A 20,034-nucleotide genomic window follows, 5' to 3' on the forward strand; every position below is an offset into this window, starting at 1 on the left:
CGGTGTGGGGCGCTCGCTCGCGCCCCGGGTGCGGGGTGCGGGGTGCGGGTCAGCGGCCGCGGGGCGGGACGTCGCCTGCTTCGGCGGCGCGGATGTCGCGCTCGAGGCCGCGCAGGCGCTCGCGCAGGGCGCGCTCGGCGTCCCACCCGTTCGCCCGGGCGGTGGCGACGAGCCCCAGCAGGGCCTCGCCGAGCTCGGCCTCCGACTCCGGTCGCCCGGCATCGGATCCGCGAGAGTACACCTGGTCGCCGAGGGGTAGGGAACCAACCGCGCTCTCGTCCGCCCGCTGTACTCTCGCGGGGTCGAGGCCGGCCTGGGCCGCCTTCGACAGGAGCTTCTGCGCGAGCGCGAGGCTCGGCATCCGCTCGCTCACCCCGTCGAGGACGGACCGGCGCTCGTGCTTCTCAGCGGCCTTGGCGGCGTTCCAGTGGACGAGCACCTCCTCGGGCGTCGTCGCGACGGCGTCTCCGAAGACATGCGGATGCCGGCGCACCATCTTGTCGGTGAGCCCGCGGGCGACGTCGTCGATGTCGAAGGGGTGGTCGACGTCGCGCGAGGCGATCTCGGCGTGGAACAGCACCTGCCAGAGCAGGTCGCCGAGCTCTTCGCGTAGTTCGTCGCGGGAGCCGTCCTCGACGGCGTCGATCAGCTCGGCGCTCTCCTCGACGAGGTAGGGCACGAGCGCGCGGTGGTCGATCTGCTGCGTCCAGACGCAGCGGTCGCGCACCGCGCGCATGACGTCGGCCGCCTCGCGCAGCGGGTCGGAGGTCTCACCCCCGCCGGGCGTGCTCATGTCGTCGCGGGAGCCGTCGTCGCGAGGCGTCGATAGTGCCATGCCCGCCACGATACGAGCACCGCGGCCACGATGAGCGAGATGACCGATCCCGCCAGCACGCCGAGCGTCGCCTGATCGCGGAGTGCCGGCTCGTCGGTGAACGCGAGCTCGGACAGCAGGAGCGACACCGTGAACCCGATGCCGCCCAGCGCCCCCGCGGCGAGGAGGTCTCCGAAGGCGAGAGGAGCGGTGCCGCCCCGATGCGCGAGACGCAGCGAGAGCCAGCCGAACACGGCGATGCCGACGATCTTGCCGACGGGCAGCGCGACCAGCACGCCCCAGAAGGCGGGCGAGAGCTCGGACAGCGGCACCGATGGGATGGCCACCAGGGCCGCCGAGAACGCGAAGATCGGCAGCACCACGCCGTTGACCCACGGCTCCAGCTCGTGCCGCACGCGCAGCGCCGGCCGCTGCGCCATGGCCAGCCCCAGCGCGACCCCGGCGATCGTCGCGTGCACGCCGGACTCGTAGGTGAGCACCCATGTGGCGACGGCGAGGACCACGAGCACGATCGCGACCGGCACCCGGGCGCGCGTGTCGAGCTGACGGCTCAGCACGCCGAACGCCACCACGGCGACGGCCGCGCCGGCAAGCGCGGCGAAGTTCACGCCCGTGGTGAACAGCACCGCGATGAAGATGATGCCGACGATGTCGTCGAGGATCGCGAGGGCGAGGAGGAACACGCGCAGCGCCGGGGGAAGCCCCTTGCCGAAGACCGCGAGCACGCCCAGGGCGAAGGCGATGTCGGTGGCGGTGGGGATCGGCCAGCCGGCGGCGGCGTCCGAGCCCCAGGCGAACGCGGCGTAGACGGCGATCGGCACCACGACGCCCCCGGCGGCGGCGATCGCGGGCTGGAGGGCCTTCCGGGCGGAGTTCAGCTGCCCGTTCGTGAGCTCGTACTGCAGCTCGACGGCGACGACGAAGAAGAAGACCGCGAGCAGTCCGTCCTTGATCCAGTGCGACAGACTGAGCTCGAAGACCCCCGGGATGCCGAGATAGGCGTGCATCGCATCGTCCACGGCGGGCCCGATCGCGGAATTGGCGACGATGAGGCCGAGCGCTGCGGCGACGAGCAGGACGATGGCGGGAAAGCGGGCCGAGCGAAGAAGCGACATCGGGCCTCCGTGAGAACTCGCGGGTCGACAAGGGCGCGCCGACCAGACTTCCCGGCTCTCCGCGCGCCAGCTTAGCCAACGCCGCCCGCGCGCCGCGCAGCTCCGGGCACGCGTCGTCACACAACGTCCGCTGTGACATCGGCGAATCATCGCGCGGTTAGCCTGGACAGATGCGCGAACTCACCCACACCGAAGCGATCGACCTCGTCGGACGGTTCGAGGCGGAGCAGGCCATTCCGGAGCAGATGCGCGGCGATGTCCGCATGCTCGGCACGCTCCTCGGTCAGGTGCTGCGCGAGAGCGGGTCGAAGGGCCTCTACGAGGATGTGGAGCGCCTGCGCACCGCGACGATCCAGGCCTACACCGACGAGACACCCGAGGCCTTCGCACGGGCCGCGGCGATCGCCGACTCGTTCACGATCGCGCGGGCCGACGAGGTCGCCCGTGCCTTCACGGCGTACTTCCACCTCGTGAACCTCGCGGAGGAGCACCAGCGGGTGCGCATCCTGCGGGAGCGCGACGGCCGCCCCGACCGCGAGCAGGCGACCGACTCGGTCGCCGCGGCGTTCGTCCGGCTCGCCGCCGAGGTCGGCGACGACACAGCCCTGCAGCACCTGCAGAACATGCGCTTCCACCCGGTCTTCACGGCGCACCCCACCGAGGCGCGCCGTCGCGCGGTGTCGTCCAGCATCCGGCGGCTGGCGTCGCTGCTCGAGGAGCGCGACGCGTCGCTGCGCAACGGCGCCGACGAGCGCCGCGCCGAGCGCCGCATGCTCGAAGAGATCGACACGCTGTGGCGGACCGCGCCGCTGCGCCCCGAGAAGCCATCGCCGACCGACGAGGTTCGCGCGGTCATGGCCGTCTTCGACGAGACCCTGTACACCGCGGTGCCGCACGTCTACCGCCGGGTCGACGACGCGCTGCAGGGTCCGGCTGCGGGGGGTCGTGCCCCGGTCGTGCGTCCGTTCGTCCGCGTCGGCTCGTGGGTCGGCGGCGACCGCGACGGCAACCCGTTCGTGACGGCATCCGTCACCCGCAAGGCGTCCGCGATCGCCAGCGAGCACGTCCTGCTCGGACTCGAGCGCACGGCCGCCCGCATCGGCCGCACCTTGACGCTGGATGCCGCGACCACTCCCCCGAGCGACGCGCTGGTGGCGCTGTGGCGGCGCCTCAAGGCGGCCGACGAGGACGCCGCGAAAGACATCGCGAAGCGCTCGCCCGATGAGCCGCACCGCCGCATCCTGCTGCTCCTCGCGCGCAAGATCGACGCCACGCGGCGCCGCGACGCCGACCTGGCCTATCGCGACCCGGAGCACCTCCTGGCGGATCTGCGCGTCGTGCAGGACTCGCTCGTGCAGGCCGGCGCCCCGCGGCAGGCCTACGGGCACCTGCAGCAGCTGCTGTGGCAGGTCGAGACCTACGGGTTCCACCTGACCGAGCTCGAGGTGCGCCAGCACTCCGCCGTGCACGCCAAGGTGCTGGCCGAGCTGGAGTCGGGTGCGCCGCGCAGCGAGCTCGCCGAAGAGGTGCTCGACGTGATCCGCACGATCGGATTCCTTCAGGAGCGCTACGGCCCGCGGGCGGCCGGCCGGTACATCGTGTCGTTCACGCAGTCCGCCGACGACCTCGCGAACGTGCACAAGCTCGCGCGCTTCGCGGTGGGTCCCGACGGCACACCGCCCGTGCTGGACGTCATCCCGCTGTTCGAGACCTTCGCCGACCTGCAGGCCGCCCCGCGGATCCTCGCCGAGATCGTCGAGCACCCCGAGTTCGCCGCGCGCCTGGACGAGACCGGCCGGCGCCTGGAGGTCATGCTCGGCTACTCCGACTCGTCGAAGGACGTGGGACCCGTCGCCGCCAACCTCGCCCTCTACGAGGCGCAGGCGAAGATCGCCGCGTGGGCGGACGAGAGCGGCATCGAGCTGACGCTCTTCCACGGCCGTGGCGGCGCGCTCGGCCGCGGCGGGGGGCCCGCGAACTCCGCCATCCTCGCCCAGCCGCCGCACTCGGTCGACGGCCGGTTCAAACTCACCGAGCAGGGCGAGGTCATCTTCGCCCGCTACGGGGACCCCGCCATCGCGATGCGTCACATCGACCAGGTCGCGGCGGCGATCCTGCTGGCCTCGGCACCCTCGAACGAGGAGCGCAACCGCGCGGCGGCCGAGAAGTACGCGAGCGTCGCCGCGACGATGGACGCGGCATCCCGCGAGCGCTTCTTCTCCCTCGTCAAGGCGCCGGGCTTCGCGCCCTGGTTCGCGCGGGTGACGCCCATGGAGGAGATCGGGCTGCTCGCCCTCGGCTCACGACCCGCCCGCCGCGGACTGTCGGTCGAGTCGCTCGAGGACCTGCGCGCGATCCCGTGGGTCTTCGCGTGGACGCAGGCCCGCATCAACCTCGCCGGCTGGTTCGGCCTCGGCACCGCGCTCGAGCGGGTCGGCGACGAGCCGCTGCTGCAGCAGGCCTACCGGGAGTGGCCGCTCTTCCGCACGCTGATCGACAACGTCGCCATGAGCCTCGCCAAGACCGACGACCGCATCGCCCGCCATTACCTCGAGCTCGGCGACCGCGAGGATCTCGCCGCCCTGGTGCGCGACGAGATGCAGCTCACCCGCGACTGGGTCGTCCGCGTGACCGCCGGCACCGAGCTCCTCGGCAACAAGCCCGTGCTGCAGCGCGCCGTGAAGATGCGCAGCCCCTACGTCGACGCGCTGTCGCTGCTGCAGCTGCGCGCACTGCGGGCCCTGCGCGACGCCCCCGAGGGCGCGCCGGTCGACCCCGAGCTGCAGCGGCTACTGCTGCTGTCGGTGTCGGGTGTGGCCGCGGGCCTGCAGAACACCGGCTGATCGCCGGCCCGCGCACAACCGCGCGTCGCTGCCGTCATCGCCGGCGGGGCGGCGTACCGTGTCGCGCATGGCTGGCATGATCGTCGCCGAAGTCTGTCCCGGATGCGGGTCGCTCGATGTGCGGGCGACCGAGCCGCGCTGGTTCCGGATCGAATGGGAGCGCCGCACGGTCGTCGACGAGCACTGGGTCGACCTCGAGTTCGGCTGCCGCGACTGCGGGCTCGTCTGGGAGTGACTTCCGAGATCGACGGATGCCGCAGCCCGCGGCATCCGCTCACCACGGTCGCGCCCGTCACCGTGGGCCGGGCGGCCCACCGGCGGCTTCGTCCGGTGAGAAGCGGTCCAGCTCCCGCGCGACGCTCGCCTCGGCCGCGCGGGCGCTGGGCGTGAAGCCGACGACCACGGCGAGGAACCGGGCGCTGGTGAGCGTCTGCAGCTCCAGTGGCGTCCGCGCCACGACGGTCGCGGTGCGCGGCGTGCGCCGCAGCAGTGCGATCTCGCCGAACCCGTCGCCGGGCCCGAGGGTCGCCACGACGCGTCCGTCGCCCAGCACGTCGGCCGCGCCCGACTCGATCACGTAGTACCGATCGCCGGGGTCACCCTGCGAGAACACCACCCGCCCGCCGGGCACCGACACCGGCTCGAGGCCGCGCGCGAGCTGCTCGATCGCCGGCAGCGGCAGCGGATCGAACATGGGCACCCGCTGGAGCAGGCCGATCTCGCGGTCGATCACCTCGACCGACCGGTCCAGCCGGCGCAGCGGCCACCACGCCGCGAGCGCTGCCACGGGGCAGATCGAGCCGATGAGGATGAGCGTCGGCGCGATGCCGATCGCCTCGATGAGCGCCGCCGCGAGGATCGAGCCCGTGCCGATCGAGACCGCCACGAGCGACTCCAGCACGCCGAACACCCGTGCCATCACGGCGTCGGGGGTGAGCCGGCCGATGAGCGTGAACCCGGCCGCGTCGATCAGCGCGTTCGCGACGCCCACCGCAGCGAGCATGCACAGGGCGGTCGCCTGCTGCGGGAACAGGCCGATCAGCGCGATGGGGAGGCCCCAGACCGCGACGCCGATCGCGAACCAGCCGCCCAGCCGCCACGTGCTCACGAGCATCGAGACGGCCAGCGACCCGATCACCGCGCCCACCCCGAAGGCGGCCATCAGCCCGCCGGCCCCCGACTCCCCCATGCCGAGGAGCTCGATCGCCACCACCACCGAGAACACGGTGAGCGCGCCACGGGTGAAGGTCTGCGCTGCGACGAGTGCGAGGATCAGCTGCAGGTCGCGCCGGCGGCCGACGGCGCGAAGGCCCTCGACGGCTTCCGCGATCAGGGCCGGGCGCCGCGGCGGCGCCTCCTTGGCCGGCGCGTCGTACCGCAGCCCGATCACCACCAGACCACCGGCGAAGGCCGCGGCGGAGGCGACGGCGATCACGACCGCGACGTCCGAGAATGCGAGCAGCACGGCCGCCACGAGAGGCCCGACGAGGCTCGCCGCCGAATCCAGGAGTCCCCGCACGACGTTGGCGCCGGCGAGCTCGTGCCCGGTGTGCGACAGCGTGGGAAGCAGGGCGGAGTGTGCGGGGCGGAAGAGCGTGGACGGCACCGCTGACGCCGCGGCGAGCACGAAGACGAGCGCGATCGGACCGCCCATCGCGACGGTCACCGCGGCGGCCGCCATCGCCGCGCCGCGGATCAGCGACACCACCACGAGCACCCGTTCGCGACGCCCGCGGTCGGCGAGCGGCGAGAGCAGCGGCGTGAGCACGGCCGAGGGCAGCATCGTGATGAGACCCACCAGCCCGACCGCGAGCGCACCCCCCGCCTCGTATGCGGCGATGCTGAGCGCCACGGTGAACGCGCACTCCGCGCCCCACATCGCGAAGAAGCTCAGCTGGGCGCGACGCAGACTCACGTTGCGCCATGTGCTCGCGAAGACGACGAGGCCCTCGGCGAGTCGGCCCCGGCTCCCCCGCAGCCCCATGCGAAGACTCTAGGGCGGCCTCCGCGCCGTGGCCAGGGGGTCAGTCCACTCGGCGATCGTCGGCGTGGCGCGCCAGGCTGCGACCGTAGCGCTCGGTGAGCTGCACCATCAGGTCGGGGGTCTCGCGGTCGAGCCCGAAGACGTAGCCGGGGAAGTCGAGCTCGCGCTGCGCCGCCCAGATCTCCTCGTGACGGTCGGGCGAGAGGATCTGCGGCGGGTCGCCGACGGCGACCCAGCCGATCGGCACGGTCGAATCCGCCGGCAGCGTGGTGCGCAGGTGCACGACGCCGTTAATGCGGACCTCGCTGCGGGCGCCGATGCGGGCGCCGTTGAAGACCCGGGTGCCGGTGGCGAGGAAGACCTCCTCCTCGATGACGGCGCCCGAGACGCTCGCCATGGGCCCGACGAGCACGTGATCGGCGATGTGCACCGGGTTGGTGGAGGTCGCCCGGATCAGCGCGTTCTCCATGACGATGACGTTCGTGCCGAGGGTGATGGCACCGCCTTCGGCTGTGATGACCGCGCCGTGGAGGATCTGGCAGTCGGCACCGATCTCGACATCGCCGCTGATCACCGCCGTCGACGCGACGACCGCATCGGGGTGGATGCGGGGCTGGGCCCCCAGGTGCTCGAACCTCATCGTTCCTGCCTCCCGCGTTCGTGGATGGGGCCAGCGTAGCCCCCTGTCACACGCGCGACCGGTGCGGCAGCCGCCGGTTAGGGTGAAAACGGCGCCGCCCGCGCCGCACCGCTCCCCCGCTCCGAAAGCTCCACCGCCATGCCCTCTGCGACTCTCACCTCCACCGACTCCATCCGGCTCGTGCTCGACACCGTCGAAGCGCGCAACCCGAACGAGCCCGAGTTCCTGCAGGCCGTGCACGAGGTGCTCGAGGCGATCACCCCGGTGCTCGAGGCGCACCCCGAGTTCGTCGACGGCGGCATCCTCGAGCGTCTCGTCGAGCCTGAGCGGCAGATCCTGTTCCGCGTGCCGTGGGTCGACGACGCCGGGCGCCTGCAGGTGAACCGCGGCTTCCGTGTGCAGTTCTCCTCGGTGCTGGGCCCGTACAAGGGCGGTCTCCGGTTCCACCCGTCGGTCAACCTGTCGATCATCAAATTCCTCGGCTTCGAGCAGATCTTCAAGAACGCGCTCACCGGCCAGGGCATCGGCGGCGCCAAGGGCGGCAGCGACTTCGACCCGCACGGCCGGTCGGACGCCGAGATCATGCGGTTCTGCCAGTCGTTCATGAGCGAGCTGTACCGGCACCTCGGCGAGCACACCGACGTGCCCGCCGGCGACATCGGCGTCGGCGCCCGCGAGATCGGGTACCTCTTCGGCCAGTACCGCAAGATCACCAACCGCCACGAGTCGGGCATGTTCACCGGCAAGGGCGTGCAGTGGGGCGGTGCCGAGGTCCGCACCGAGGCCACCGGCTATGGCGCCGTGTTCTTCGTGGAGGAGATGCTCGGCGTCCACGGCGACAGCCTCGCGGGCAAGCGCGTCGGTGTCTCGGGCTCGGGCAACGTCGCGATCTACGCGATCGAGAAGGCCCATCAGCTCGGCGCCACGGCGGTGACGGCATCGGACTCCTCCGGCTCGGTCGTCGACGACGCGGGCATCGACGTCGACCTGCTGCGTCAGATCAAGGAGATCGAGCGCGGCCGCATCTCGGAGTACGCGGCGCGCCGGCCCGGTGCGCGGTACCTCGAGGGCGCGCGTCCGTGGCAGGTGCCGGTCGACGTCGCGATCCCGTCGGCGACGCAGAACGAGCTCGACGCCGACGATGCCCGCGCGCTCATCGCGAACGGCGTGCGCGCCGTCGCCGAAGGCGCGAACATGCCCTCCACCCCGGAGGCCGTCGAGCTCTTCCAGACGGCCGGCGTGCTGTTCGGACCGGGCAAGGCCGCCAACGCCGGCGGCGTGGCGACCTCGGCGCTGGAGATGAGCCAGAACGCCGCGCGTCAGCGCTGGACCTTCGACGACAGCGAGGCCAAGCTCCGGGCGATCATGGCGAACGTGCACCAGGCTGCCTTCGACGCCGCCGAGCGGTACGGCCGCCCGGGCGACTACGTCGTCGGAGCGAACTCCGCCGGCTTCGAGCGCGTCGCCCACGCGATGCTCGCGCAGGGCGTCATCTGACGGTCCTCACCGACCGCTGACGGTCTCCGCGACCGCCGACAGGCCGGGCGAACCCTCGACGGGGCGCCCGGCCCGTTCGCGTCAGGGCCCGGCCCGTTCGCGTCAGGCCGTCGCCGCGGCGTCGGCCGCGGCATCCGTCTTCTTCTCCGGCCACAGCTGATCGATCAGCTGCGCGACCCACGCGATGAGCTCGTCGTCGCCCAGCGGCTCGCCGCCCGCCGTCGGCAGCGGCACCACCATCGCCTCTCCCCCGGCGACGAGCTTCGCCTTGGGGTGCAGGCGCTGCAGGCGCACGCGCATCGAGTCGGGCAGGTTCGCCGGCGCCACGCGCAGGTTCGGTCCCATCGCCACGACGTCGGCGAGCCCCGCCTGCGCCGCGCGGCGGCGCAGCCGGGCGACCGCGAGCAGCCCCTCGACGTCGGCCGGCGGCTCTCCGTAGCGGTCGGTGAGCTCGTCGACCACCAGATCGATCGCCTCGGGCGATGCGGTGACGGATGCCGCGGCCGAGAGCTTCTGGTACGCCTCCAGGCGCAGCCGCTCACTGTCGATGTAGGACTCGGGGATGCGGGCCTGCACGGGCAGCTCGAGGCGCAGCTCGGTGGGCCCCTCGGTCTCTTCGCCGCGGAACGTCGCGACCGCCTCTCCGATCATGCGGAGGTACAGGTCGAAGCCGACCCCGGCGATGTGGCCGGCCTGCTCGGCGCCGAGGAGGTTGCCCGCGCCGCGGATCTCGAGGTCTTTGAGCGCCACCTGCATGCCCGACCCGAGGTCGTTGTTGACGGCGATCGTCTCGAGACGGTCGGCGGCGGTCTCCGACAGCGGCTTCATGTCGTCGTAGAGGAAGTAGGCGTACGCGCGCTCGCGGGCGCGCCCCACGCGACCGCGCAGCTGGTGCAGCTGGCTCAGCCCGTACTTGTCGGCGCGGTCGATGATGATCGTGTTGGCATTCGAGATGTCGAGTCCGGTCTCGATGATCGTCGTCGAGACGAGCACGTCGGCCTTGCGCTCCCAGAAGTCGTCGACGACCTGCTCGAGCTGGTGCTCACCCATCTGCCCGTGCGCGACGGCGATGCGGGCCTCGGGCACGAGCTCGGCGAGCTCGGACGCGACGCGCTGGATCGACTGCACGCGGTTGTGCACGTAGAAGACCTGCCCCTCGCGCAGCAGCTCGCGGCGGATGGCGGCGGCGATCTGCTTGTCGTTGCGCGCGCCCACGTACGAGAGGATCGGGTGCCGGTCTTCGGGCGGCGTCTGCAGCGTCGACATCTCGCGGATGCCGGTGACCGCCATCTCGAGCGTGCGCGGGATCGGCGTCGCGCTCATGGCCAGGATGTCGACGTTGGTCTTGAGCTTCTTCAGCTGGTCCTTGTGCTCGACGCCGAACCGCTGCTCCTCGTCGATGATCATGAGGCCGAGGTCTTTGAACAGCACCTTCTCGGTGAGGATCCGATGCGTGCCGATGACCATGTCGACCGTGCCGTCGGCGAGGCCCGCGATCGTGTCGCGCGCCTGCTTGTCGGTCTGGAAGCGCGACAGCGGCCGCACCTTGACCGGGAAGCCGGCGAACCGCTCCGTGAACGTCTCGAGGTGCTGCTTGACCAGCAGCGTCGTCGGCACCAGCATCGCCACCTGCTTGCCGTCCTGGATCGCCTTGAACGCTGCTCGCACGGCGACCTCGGTCTTGCCGAAGCCGACGTCGCCCGACAGCAGCCGGTCCATCGGGATCGGCTTCTCCATGTCGGCCTTGATCTCGTCGATCGTCTGCAGCTGATCGGGCGTCTCGGCGAACGGGAACGCCTCTTCGAGCTCGCGCTGCCACGGGGTGTCGGGGCCGAACGCGTGCCCCTTGGCCGCCATGCGCGCGGAGTAGAGCTTGACGAGCTCGACGGCGATGTCGCGCACCGCCCGGCGGGCCTTGCTCTTGGCCTGCGCCCAGTCGCTGCCACCCATCTTCGACAGCGACGGCGCCTCGCCGCCGACGTACCGGGAGAGCAGGTCGAGCTGGTCGGTGGGCACGAAGAGCTTGTCGCCGGGGTAGCCGCGCTTGGACGGCGCGTATTCGAGCACGAGGTACTCGCGCATGCTCTTGACCGCGTTGCGGCCGCCGCTGGAGACCTCGCGCTGGGTCAGCTCGACGAACTTGCCGATGCCGTGCGTCGCGTGCACGACGTAGTCGCCGGCGGTCAGCTTGAGCGGGTCGACGACCGCCTTGCGCCGCGACGCGAGCTTCTTGACCACGCGGTTGTCGCCGCCGATCGTGCGGCCGTAGAACTCCGACTCGGTGAGCACCGCGAGCTTCGCGTCGGGCGCCTGGAATCCGCGCTCGAGCACGCTCAGCACGATGTGCGCGACGCCCGGCTCCGGCGCCTGCAGCACCTCGTCGACCTTGCGCGCCGCGATGCCGCGCTCGGCGAGCACGTCGCGTGCGCGCTCCACGAGTCCGGTTCCGGATGCCGCGACCACGACGCGCCAGCCGTCCGCGAGCAGTGCGCCGACATGGTCGACCGCCCCCTCGACGTTGCCCTGGAACGACGGCACGGCAGAGGCGGGCACGCGGATCGCCGCGGCGGCCTCGAGCGCGACGTCGATGTCGGTGTCGATCAGCCCGTCGGCCGCGGCATCCGCTTGGCCCGAGTCGAAGGCGCTCAGCGTCCACCAGACGCCGCCGCGCTCCCGCGTCGCCTCGCGCAGCGCGGGGAGGGTGAGGAAGTCGCCGGCACCGAGATCGACGGGCGTGCTGGCGCCGGCCGTGGCCGCGCTCCACGCGGCGTCGAGGAACTCGCGGTTCGTCTCGCCGAGGGTGATCGCGCGGGTGACGGCGCGCTCGGGGTCGACGAGGGCGACCGCCGCGTGCTCCGGCAGGTAGTCGACGAGGGTCACGAGGCGGTCGACCACGGCGGGAAGGAGCGACTCCATGCCCTCGACCGGGATGCCCTCGGCCATTTTCTCCAGCATGCCGGCGAGGCCCGGGAACTCGTCCTTGAGCTGTCGCGCACGGCCGCGCACCGCGTCGGTCAGCAGCAGCTCGCGACTGGGCAGCAGCGTGACCTCGCGCACATCTCCCGGCAGCGACCGCTGGTCGGCCACCGAGAAGGCGCGCACCTGGTCGACCTCGTCGCCGAAGAACTCGACGCGGAATGGGTGCGGCGCCGTCGGCGGGAAGACGTCCAGGATGCCGCCGCGCACCGCGAACTCGCCACGGCGCGAGACCATGTCGACGCGGTGGTAGGCGAGCTCGACGAGCCGCGTCGACACGTCGCCGAGGTCGTGCCCGCGACCCCCGACGACCAGCTCGATGGGCTGGACGTCGGCGAGGCCGGCCGCGAGGGGCTGGATCGCGCCGCGCACGGAGGCCGTCACGACCAGGGGCGTCTGGGCATCCCACCGCGCGATGCGGGCGAGGATCTCCAGCCGCGCGCCGACGGTCTCGGCGCTGGGGCTCAGCCGCTCGTGCGGCAGCGTCTCCCACGCCGGGAAGTGCAGGACCTCGGCGCCGGGAAGCAGGGCTCCCAGGGCCGGACCGAGCGACTCCGCCCGTCGGCCGGTGGGCGCGACGAGCAGCACGAGCGGCGGCCGCCCCGCCGCGCGACGACGCTCGATGAGAGCTGCCAGCAGCGGCGCGTCGAGTCCTTCGACGAGGGAGAAGTCCGCATCGACGGATGCCGCGGCCACCGCGTCTCGGAATGGTTCAGCCTGCTCGAGGGCGCGCACGATCCCGGGAACTGTCACCGGAAGAGTCTACGACCCGGCACCGACACCGGGCCCCGCAGGAGGAGGCGACCCCGGCACGCCGCGCTGTGGGGCGCCGCGCCCGCGGCGGCCGACGCGGACCCTCCTAGGATGAGTCGCGTGAGCGATCCCTCGCAGCCTGTCGCCCCGCCCGCCGCTCCCGCGCCGCCGGCGTGGGCTCCACCGGGTGCCGCCCCGTTCGGGCCGCCGCCGGGCTACGCCGGCACGCCGCCACAGCCACAGCCGCCCGCCGGCCACGCACCGCCGGCCGCCGGCTACGCACCGCCGACGGGGTATCCGGCGCCCAGCGTGGGCCGACCCGCAGTGCCGTCGCCTCGTCGGAGCCGGGCTCTAGGGTTCGTCGCCCTGGGCCTCGCGCTCGTCGCCACGGTCGGGGCGAGCCTGCTCGGGGCGGTCGCCGCGTTCCGGATCGGGCTGGGCGCGGGGCGTGAGATCACGTCGCGGCCTTTCGATGCCGACTTCGACTGGACGATCCTCACACCCGTGCGCGACTGGGTGCTGACCGGCGAGCTCACCTTCTGGGTGGCGACGGCGCTCGGGGTGTGGGCCCTCGTGCAGGGGATCGTCGCGATCGTGACCCGCCGCGGCCGCGGCGCGGGGATGGCCGCCGTCGTCATCGCTGCGCTCGGTCCTGCCGCGTTCGGCGTCGCGGTGCAGGTCTTCCTCGGCGCGGGCCTCGCCGCCGGCACCGGCCTCTAGCCTCGGGCGCCATCGCCCTGGCGCACGCGCGGATTTCTGCGCACCCGCGGAGACCCGGCCCCGGAACGTCCGGCGGTCCGCAGATCTCCGCTCGTGCGCCGGCCCACCGGCCGGCTCGCATCGCGCGTCCGAAGCGTCAGGCGCGGGGCGCGTGGTGCTTCTGCTGGGCGGCGAGGAGACCTTCGCCCACCAGCTGCTCGACAGCGTCGGCGGCATCGCCCAGGAGGATCGGGAGATTCTTGCGCTCGACCGCACCGAAGGGGTCGAGCACCCAGTCCGCCGGGTCCTGACGGCCGTGCGGACGCCCGATGCCCACCCGCACGCGGGCGAAGTCGGCGCTGGCGAGCGCCTTCGCGACGTCGCGGACGCCGTTGTGCCCGCCATGCCCGCCGCCGACCTTGAGCTTGATGGTGTCGAACGGGATGTCGAGCTCGTCGTGCACGACGACGACGCGCTCGGGCTCGACACCGTAGAACTTCGCGAGGCCGGCGACGGGGCCGCCGGAGACGTTCATGAAGGTGTTCGGCTTGGCGAGGACGAGCTTCGGCCCACCGGGGCGCAGCCAGGTCTCGACGACGCGCGCGTTCGCCTTGTGCGCCTTGAAGGACTCGCTGCGGCGGGCGGCGAGCTCATCCACGACCATCTGCCCGACGTTGTGCCGGGTGAGCTCGTAGCGCGGTCCCGGATTGCCGAGTCCGACGATCAGCCACGCGTCTGCCATGTCATCCATCCTGCCCGAGGCCCGAAGACCCGTCATGCGAAGAGGCGAGGGGATGCGGCATCCGCATCTCCTCGCCCCGTGCGCTCATGCGGCTCGGCCGCCGGTGCTCCCGGTCGGCCGGCCGCCGCGGCGATCCGATTACTCGGCGGCCTCGGCACCGCCCTCGGCAGCCTCGGACTGCTCGGCGGCGACCTCGGCGTCGGCCTCGGCGATCTCGTCCTCCGCGGCGAGCGTCGCGGCCGGGACCGAGATGGCGACGACCAGGACGTCGCCCTCGGCGACGAGCGAAGCACCCTTCGGCAGCTTCAGGTCGGCGGCGGTGACGTGGGTGCCGTCCTCGAGACCCTCGACGTCGACCTCGACGTGCTCGGGGATGTGGGTCGCCTCGACCTCGAGCGCGATGGTCTGCGCGTCGAGGTTGGCGATGGTGCCGGCGGCCGGCTCGCCGACGACGACGACGGGGATGTCGACCTGGACCTTCTCGCCCTTCTTCACGACGAGGAGGTCGATGTGCTCGATGATCTGGTGCACCGGGTCCTTCTGGACGTCCTTGACCAGCGTGAGCTGCTCCTTGCCGGCGAGGTCGAGCTCGAGCACCGCGTTGGCGCGGCGGACGAGCAGCGAGACCTGGTGGCCCGGCAGCGCGACGTGCACCGGGTCGGTGCCGTGGCCGTAGATGACGGCGGGGATCTTGCCGGCGGCGCGCAGGCGGCGGGCAAAGCCCTTGCCGAAGTTCTCGCGAAGCTCGGCCTTGACCTTGGTGTCGACCTCAGTGGACATGGGGTTCTCCTTGCGGGCGCAGAGCCCGTTCATGATCGGCCTGCGCGGTGGCGGGCCCTGGTATGTGGGTGATTTCGACTCGAACGCGAGCGCGTGAGGAAAGCCTGTCGGGGCCGGCATCACCGCGTCGATCACGGATGCCGCAGCCCGCCGTGACCGGCAGGCGCGAGGCATCCCTCGCCGAAGTTCGACACGAGTCTACCAGCGCCCCCGCTACGATGAGGAACGCACCCCTTTTGCGCATCACGGAGGATCCCATGGACTACGGCTTCTGGAGCCACGCTATCTTCTGGCTGATCGGTGCGATGGCCGCCATCGGCGCCCTGGGAACGGTGCTCGCCTTCTGGGGCCTCGGCCGCCAGGAGTACCGCAAGGACTGACTGCAGCGGCGCTCAGCGCACCAGCGGCAGACGGCGCAGGGCGGTGACCGCCGCGTCGACCACGTCGGCCAGCGGCGGGTCGCCCGCCACCACGATGCCCGGCTCGTCCGGATCGAGGTGCTCGAGCGTCTGCAGCTGCGATGTCAGCAGCGACGTCGGCATGAAGTGCTCGCGCCCCGCCATCCGCCGCTCCAGTTCGGCGCGTGAGACGCAGAGCTCGACGAACACCGCATCCGGCGCACCCGCCAGGAGGCGCTCGCGGTAGCGACGAGCCAGCGCCGAGCATGCGACCACCGCTCCGCCGCCGGCGTCGCGCAGGCGCGCCGCGACGACATCGAGCCACGGCATCCGGTCCTCGTCGTCCAGCGGCGTGCCCACCACCATCTTCTGCACGTTGGCGATCGGGTGCAGATCGTCGGCGTCGACGAAGGGCAGCCCCAGGCGCGCGGCGACCGCCGCGCCGACCGCGGACTTGCCGGAGCCGCTCGGGCCCATCACGACGATTCGGGATGCCGTCACCCCGCCACCGTAGCCGAACAGCCGATCACAACGCGGACCCGAGCCTCGTGAGCGTCCGGCCGCTGCGGTGTAACACGGACGCGCCAGACTCTAGGCTGAAAAGCGACGATTCAACCTCAGGAGCTCGTGTGTCTTCGAACGACCCCACCGTGACCGGCGAACAGTCCGGTACCCGTATCTCGACCGATCAGGACCAGGGTCCGGATGAGGCGACGACGGCGCACGAGGCTGCACCGCGGCCCGAGGAGGTCGGTCGCGCCACGCCGGAGCCGGCGGGGCCGGAGTCGGCGGTCGCTGCGACGGCGAACATCGGTGTGGTGGGGTTGGCGGTGATGGGTTCGAACCTGGCCCGGAACCTGGCCTCGCGTGAGGGGAACACGGTGGCGGTGTTCAACCGCAGTCGTTCGAAGACGGACGAGCTGATCGAGGCGCACCCGGAGGCGGAGTTCGTGCCGGCGTTCTCGTACGAGCAGTTCGCGGCGTCGCTGACGAAGCCGCGCACGGCCGTCATCATGGTCAAGGCGGGGCGCCCGACGGATGCGGTGATCGATTCGCTGATCGAGGTGTTCGAGCCGGGCGACATCATCGTCGACGGCGGCAACGCGCTGTTCACCGACACCATCCGTCGTGAGAAGGCGGTCCGTGAGACCGGGATCAACTTCGTCGGCGCCGGGATCTCGGGCGGCGAGGAGGGCGCGCTGAACGGCCCCTCGATCATGCCGGGCGGTTCGGACGAGTCGTGGGTCACCCTCGGCCCGATCCTGCGCTCGATCGCCGCGGTCGCGGAGGGTGAGCCGTGCGTCACGCACGTCGGCCACGACGGCGCCGGGCACTTCGTGAAGATGGTGCACAACGGTATCGAGTACGCCGACATGCAGCTCATCGCCGAGGCGTACGACCTGATCCGCCGCGGCACCGGCAAGACCCCGGCCGAGATCGCCGAGGTGTTCGCCGAATGGAACCGCGGCGAGCTGGAGTCTTACCTCATCGAGATCACCGCCGAGGTGCTCCGCCAGACCGACGCTGCGACCGGGCAGCCGCTGGTGGACGTGATCCTCGACCAGGCCGGTGCGAAGGGCACCGGCGCGTGGACGGTGCAGACCGCGCTGTCCCTCGGCGTCCCGGTGTCGGGTATCGCCGAGGCCACCTTCGCCCGCTCCCTCTCGTCGCACCCCGAGCAGCGTGAGGTCTCCACGGGCCTGCCCGGCCCGGCGGAGGGCCTGCAGGTCGAGGACCCGGACGCGTTCATCGAGGACGTCCGGCTCGCGCTGTACGCGTCGAAGATCGTCGCCTACAGCCAGGGGTTCGATGAGATCCGCGCCGGCGCTGCCGAGTACGACTGGACCATCGACCTCGGTGCGGTCTCGAAGATCTGGCGCGCGGGCTGCATCATCCGCGCCCAGTTCCTCAACCGCATCGCCGACGCCTACGACGCCCAGCCCGACCTGCCCGTGCTGCTGACCGCCCCGTACTTCGTCGAGGCCCTCGGCCGCGCCCAGGCCGCGTGGCGGCGCATCGTCTCCACCTCGGCGCACTCCGGCATCCCCGCCCCCGCGTTCTCGTCATCACTGGCCTACTACGACGGCCTGCGCGCCGAACGCCTGCCCGCCGCCCTCATCCAGGGCCAACGCGACTTCTTCGGCGCCCACACCTACAAGCGCATCGACAAACCCGGCACCTTCCACACCCTCTGGTCCGGCGACCGCACCGAAATCGAAGCCGAAGACACCCACTGACGCGACGCGCGTGCACGCGGGCGGCTCCCTGAGCGGGGAGCCGCCCGCGGCGTTTCAGCCGGCGTGCCCGTCCGGGCTCGGCTTGACGTTGTGGTTGCGGCAGAAGACATTGCCGGGGTCCCACTCACGCTTGACCGCGGCGAGGCGCGCCATCGTCGGCGGCGGATACATCCGCTCCGCGAATTCCGACTCGGTCGTGACGGAGAAGTTGCCGTAGACCCCGGCGCCCTTCGCCTCGATCGCCTCCCAGGCGTCGACCGCCGCGGCGCGGGCGGCGTCATCCATCATCCCGGGCACGTCGAAGGCTCCGGCCATCGCGAACCACGTCGCGTCCCGCGCCGGGAAGACCGAGTCGGAGACGTCGCCGTACGCGCCGCCCAGTGAACGGAGGAACGCCACCGACGCCGGGTTGGCGTCACGGAAGGCGACGAGTCTCTCGATGGCGTCGTCGTCGAGAGCGTGCAGCAGCGTGTTGCCGCCGACGAAGCCGGGCATCGGCTGCTCGGGGTCGAACTCGGGAGCCTCGAGCAGCACATCGGGATACTCCTGCACGCCGAACTCCCGCTCACTCACGCCGGGTGTCGCCGCAAGCGGCGCCAGGACCCGTCGCGCGGCCTCTTCGTCGGTGCCGATCCAGACCGCGGTGATCGTGGCGCCGGCCGGGGCGCTCGGGTCCATCGGCGGCACGTCCATGTAGGTGACCGTGAGCTCGCGCGGCGCGCCGGCCATCAGCTCGCGCAGGGCGCGCAGGATCGGCCGGGCATCGCCGTCCACCCCGTAGACCGCATGCACCACGCCGTCGAGCGCGTGCGCCTCGAAGTCGAATCGGGTGACGACCCCGAAGTTGCCCCCGCCGCCCCGGAGGGCCCACATCAGCTCAGGGTGCGAGGCATCCGACACCTCCACCACCTCGCCCCGCGCAGTGACGAGCTGGGCGCCCGCCAGCTGGTCGGCCGCGAGACCCCACGCGCGCACCATCCAGCCGATCCCGCCGCCGAGAGTGAGACCCCCGACCCCGACCGACGCCGTGTCGCCCGAGCTGATGCCGAGCCCGTGCGCAGTGAGCGCGCGGGCCACCGCGCCCCACTGCGCGCCGCCGCCGACGCGCACGCGGGTGCCGTCGACTTCGACGCCGTCGAGAGCCGAGATGTCGAGCGTCAAGCCGCCCGGCACGCCGCCCCACGCGCTGTGGCCGCCGCAGCGGATCATGACGTCGAGGCGCTCCGCCGACGCGTAGCGCAGCGCGCCGCGGACGTCGTCGACGGTGGCGGCGCGGATCACGGCGGCGGGTTCGCCGATGCCGGAGTGGAAGCGGCGGGCGGACTCCCAGTCGGAGTCTCCCGGGCGGATGACGGTGCCGATCGAGCCGGCGCCGAGGTGGTCGTTGGTCATGCCGACACGCTAGGGGTCGCCGCCGACATCGGCCACCCCTCGGGTGCCGCGCCCCACGACACCGGCACGTCGCGCCACGCGGGCCGACGGCGCACCCCGACCGCCGGGGCGTAGGCTCGCGAGGGTGACGAGCATCCTCTACATCGGCGGCACCGGAACCATCAGCGCGGCCTGCGTGCGCCGCTCCGTCTCCCTCGGCCACGAGGTCGCGATCCTCAATCGCGGCAGCGCGCGGCGCCCGGTGCCCGACGAGGTCGAACTCATCGAGGCCGACATCCGCGATGCGGCCGCCGTTCGCGCAGCGCTCGGCGACCGCCGTTTCGACGTGGTCGCCGAGTTCCTCGCCTTCACTCCCGAGCACATCGCGACCGACCTCGACCTGTTCGAGGGCCGCACGGGCCAGTACGTGTTCATCAGCTCGGCGTCAGCCTACGAAAAGCCGCCGCGCCGGCTGCCGGTGACCGAGTCGACGCCGCTGCGGAACCCCTTCTGGCAGTACTCCCGCGACAAGATCGCGTGCGAGGACGTGCTCGTCGGCGCGCATCGCGAGCGGGGGCTCCCGGTCACGATCATCCGTCCCTCCCACACCTACGACGAGCGGATGCTGCCGACCCTCGGCCACTGGACCGACATCGCGCGCATGCGGGCCGGGAAGCCCGTCATCGTGCACGGCGACGGCACGAGTCTGTGGACGATCACGCACGCCGACGACTTCGCGGTCGCGTTCACGGGCCTGCTGGGCAACCCCGCCGCCATCGGCGAGGCGTTCACGATCACCGGCACCCACGCGCCTACCTGGAATCAGATCTACGGCTGGCTCGCCGATGCCGCCGGGGTCTCGGCGCCCGAACTGGTTCACGTCGCTTCCGACACGATCGCCGCGTTCGCGCCCGACCTCGGTCCCACCCTCATCGGCGACAAGGCGCACTCGATGGTGTTCGACGTGTCGAAGGTGACGCAGCTCGTGCCGGAGTTCCGCACGACGGTGACCTTCGACGAGGGCGCCCGGCGCATCCTCGCCTACCACGACGCCACCCCTGAAGCGCAGCAGGTCGACGAAGGCCGCGATGCGCTGTTCGATCGCATCGCGGCCCACGCCCGTTCCGCCGGCTGAGGCGCGCACCCGCGGATCGCGGGTGCGCC

The 20,034-nt window shown here is 72.2% G+C and carries 16 protein-coding genes; 7 read left to right on the top strand and 9 right to left on the bottom strand.

All coding sequences use genetic code 11. The annotated features are described in order from the left end of the window. Positions 1 to 49: 49 nt before the first annotated feature. Together R8Z57_RS00500 and nhaA are read right to left on the bottom strand one after the other, a co-directional pair. Positions 50 to 835 carry a MazG family protein gene (locus tag R8Z57_RS00500; RefSeq protein WP_378723318.1) on the bottom strand — a complete coding sequence of 262 codons (786 nt, stop codon included), beginning with the start codon at positions 833 to 835 and terminating at the stop codon, positions 50 to 52. Continuing rightward, positions 790 to 1,950, bottom strand: coding sequence for a Na+/H+ antiporter NhaA (gene nhaA, locus R8Z57_RS00505; protein WP_318351805.1), 1,161 nt, complete (start codon positions 1,948 to 1,950; stop codon positions 790 to 792). Before nhaA ends, R8Z57_RS00500 begins: the two co-directional genes overlap by 46 nt. Positions 1,951 to 2,120: 170 nt before the next feature. On the opposite strand from nhaA, the gene R8Z57_RS00510 reads away from it, so the two are divergent. Together R8Z57_RS00510 and R8Z57_RS00515 are read left to right on the top strand one after the other, a co-directional pair. After that, positions 2,121 to 4,793: a phosphoenolpyruvate carboxylase gene (locus tag R8Z57_RS00510; RefSeq protein ID WP_318351806.1), complete on the top strand. Its 2,673-nt coding sequence runs from the start codon at positions 2,121 to 2,123 to the stop codon at positions 4,791 to 4,793. Positions 4,794 to 4,860: 67 nt separating this feature from the next. Then, positions 4,861 to 5,028, top strand: coding sequence for a hypothetical protein (locus tag R8Z57_RS00515; RefSeq protein WP_318351807.1), 168 nt, complete (start codon positions 4,861 to 4,863; stop codon positions 5,026 to 5,028). A gap of 57 nt (positions 5,029 to 5,085) precedes the next feature. On the opposite strand, the gene R8Z57_RS00520 is transcribed toward R8Z57_RS00515, so the two are convergent. Then, positions 5,086 to 6,777 (bottom strand): MFS transporter, encoded by a 1,692-nt coding sequence (locus R8Z57_RS00520; RefSeq protein ID WP_318351808.1) that lies wholly within the window; start codon positions 6,775 to 6,777, stop codon positions 5,086 to 5,088. Positions 6,778 to 6,817: 40 nt separating this feature from the next. Beyond that, positions 6,818 to 7,417 carry a gamma carbonic anhydrase family protein gene (locus R8Z57_RS00525; RefSeq protein ID WP_318351809.1) on the bottom strand — a complete coding sequence of 200 codons (600 nt, stop codon included), beginning with the start codon at positions 7,415 to 7,417 and terminating at the stop codon, positions 6,818 to 6,820. Between the two features lie 138 nt (positions 7,418 to 7,555). Here R8Z57_RS00525 and gdhA point away from each other — a divergent pair, with 138 nt between their 5' ends. Beyond that, positions 7,556 to 8,914 (top strand): NADP-specific glutamate dehydrogenase, encoded by a 1,359-nt coding sequence (gene gdhA / locus R8Z57_RS00530; protein ID WP_318351810.1) that lies wholly within the window; start codon positions 7,556 to 7,558, stop codon positions 8,912 to 8,914. Between the two features lie 102 nt (positions 8,915 to 9,016). Here gdhA and mfd read toward each other — a convergent pair whose 3' ends face one another. After that, on the bottom strand, positions 9,017 to 12,643 hold the full coding sequence (mfd, locus tag R8Z57_RS00535; RefSeq protein WP_318351811.1) for a transcription-repair coupling factor: 3,627 nt from the start codon (positions 12,641 to 12,643) through the stop codon (positions 9,017 to 9,019). 120 nt (positions 12,644 to 12,763) lie between these two features. Here mfd and R8Z57_RS00540 point away from each other — a divergent pair, with 120 nt between their 5' ends. Then, positions 12,764 to 13,363, top strand: coding sequence for a hypothetical protein (locus tag R8Z57_RS00540; RefSeq protein WP_318351812.1), 600 nt, complete (start codon positions 12,764 to 12,766; stop codon positions 13,361 to 13,363). 136 nt (positions 13,364 to 13,499) lie between these two features. On the opposite strand, the gene pth is transcribed toward R8Z57_RS00540, so the two are convergent. Continuing rightward, positions 13,500 to 14,084 (bottom strand): aminoacyl-tRNA hydrolase, encoded by a 585-nt coding sequence (gene pth, locus R8Z57_RS00545; protein ID WP_318351813.1) that lies wholly within the window; start codon positions 14,082 to 14,084, stop codon positions 13,500 to 13,502. Positions 14,085 to 14,222: 138 nt separating this feature from the next. After that, positions 14,223 to 14,864 carry a 50S ribosomal protein L25/general stress protein Ctc gene (locus R8Z57_RS00550; RefSeq protein ID WP_318351814.1) on the bottom strand — a complete coding sequence of 214 codons (642 nt, stop codon included), beginning with the start codon at positions 14,862 to 14,864 and terminating at the stop codon, positions 14,223 to 14,225. A 257-nt stretch (positions 14,865 to 15,121) separates the two neighbouring features. On the opposite strand from R8Z57_RS00550, the gene R8Z57_RS00555 reads away from it, so the two are divergent. Next, positions 15,122 to 15,244 (top strand): hypothetical protein, encoded by a 123-nt coding sequence (locus R8Z57_RS00555; protein WP_318351815.1) that lies wholly within the window; start codon positions 15,122 to 15,124, stop codon positions 15,242 to 15,244. Positions 15,245 to 15,256: 12 nt separating this feature from the next. On the opposite strand, the gene R8Z57_RS00560 is transcribed toward R8Z57_RS00555, so the two are convergent. Continuing rightward, positions 15,257 to 15,763 (bottom strand): gluconokinase, encoded by a 507-nt coding sequence (locus R8Z57_RS00560; RefSeq protein WP_378723168.1) that lies wholly within the window; start codon positions 15,761 to 15,763, stop codon positions 15,257 to 15,259. A 128-nt stretch (positions 15,764 to 15,891) separates the two neighbouring features. Here R8Z57_RS00560 and gndA point away from each other — a divergent pair, with 128 nt between their 5' ends. Beyond that, positions 15,892 to 17,499 (top strand): NADP-dependent phosphogluconate dehydrogenase, encoded by a 1,608-nt coding sequence (gene gndA / locus R8Z57_RS00565; protein ID WP_318351816.1) that lies wholly within the window; start codon positions 15,892 to 15,894, stop codon positions 17,497 to 17,499. A gap of 54 nt (positions 17,500 to 17,553) precedes the next feature. Here the strand turns inward: gndA and R8Z57_RS00570 are convergent, their stop codons facing one another. Next, positions 17,554 to 18,891: an FAD-binding oxidoreductase gene (locus tag R8Z57_RS00570; protein WP_318351817.1), complete on the bottom strand. Its 1,338-nt coding sequence runs from the start codon at positions 18,889 to 18,891 to the stop codon at positions 17,554 to 17,556. Positions 18,892 to 19,015: 124 nt separating this feature from the next. Here R8Z57_RS00570 and R8Z57_RS00575 point away from each other — a divergent pair, with 124 nt between their 5' ends. Further along, positions 19,016 to 20,005, top strand: a complete 990-nt coding sequence (locus tag R8Z57_RS00575) for an SDR family oxidoreductase (RefSeq protein WP_318351818.1) — start codon at positions 19,016 to 19,018, stop codon at positions 20,003 to 20,005. The last annotated feature ends 29 nt before the right edge of the window (positions 20,006 to 20,034 follow it).

This window comes from Microbacterium sp. M3, assembly GCF_033548675.1.
Taxonomy (GTDB): domain Bacteria; phylum Actinomycetota; class Actinomycetes; order Actinomycetales; family Microbacteriaceae; genus Microbacterium; species Microbacterium arthrosphaerae.

What these genes read in the sequence shown, in the direction of transcription:
- pth (WP_318351813.1), bottom strand. Translation starts at nt 14,084, where the DNA reads ATGGCAGACGCGTGGCTGATCGTCGGACTCGGCAATCCGGGACCGCGC.
- R8Z57_RS00510 (WP_318351806.1), top strand. Translation starts at nt 2,121, where the DNA reads ATGCGCGAACTCACCCACACCGAAGCGATCGACCTCGTCGGACGGTTC.
- gdhA (WP_318351810.1), top strand. Translation starts at nt 7,556, where the DNA reads ATGCCCTCTGCGACTCTCACCTCCACCGACTCCATCCGGCTCGTGCTC.
- R8Z57_RS00555 (WP_318351815.1), top strand. Translation starts at nt 15,122, where the DNA reads ATGGACTACGGCTTCTGGAGCCACGCTATCTTCTGGCTGATCGGTGCG.
- R8Z57_RS00515 (WP_318351807.1), top strand. Translation starts at nt 4,861, where the DNA reads ATGGCTGGCATGATCGTCGCCGAAGTCTGTCCCGGATGCGGGTCGCTC.
- R8Z57_RS00570 (WP_318351817.1), bottom strand. Translation starts at nt 18,891, where the DNA reads ATGACCAACGACCACCTCGGCGCCGGCTCGATCGGCACCGTCATCCGC.
- nhaA (WP_318351805.1), bottom strand. Translation starts at nt 1,950, where the DNA reads ATGTCGCTTCTTCGCTCGGCCCGCTTTCCCGCCATCGTCCTGCTCGTC.
- R8Z57_RS00550 (WP_318351814.1), bottom strand. Translation starts at nt 14,864, where the DNA reads ATGTCCACTGAGGTCGACACCAAGGTCAAGGCCGAGCTTCGCGAGAAC.
- R8Z57_RS00500 (WP_378723318.1), bottom strand. Translation starts at nt 835, where the DNA reads ATGGCACTATCGACGCCTCGCGACGACGGCTCCCGCGACGACATGAGC.
- R8Z57_RS00525 (WP_318351809.1), bottom strand. Translation starts at nt 7,417, where the DNA reads ATGAGGTTCGAGCACCTGGGGGCCCAGCCCCGCATCCACCCCGATGCG.
- R8Z57_RS00520 (WP_318351808.1), bottom strand. Translation starts at nt 6,777, where the DNA reads ATGGGGCTGCGGGGGAGCCGGGGCCGACTCGCCGAGGGCCTCGTCGTC.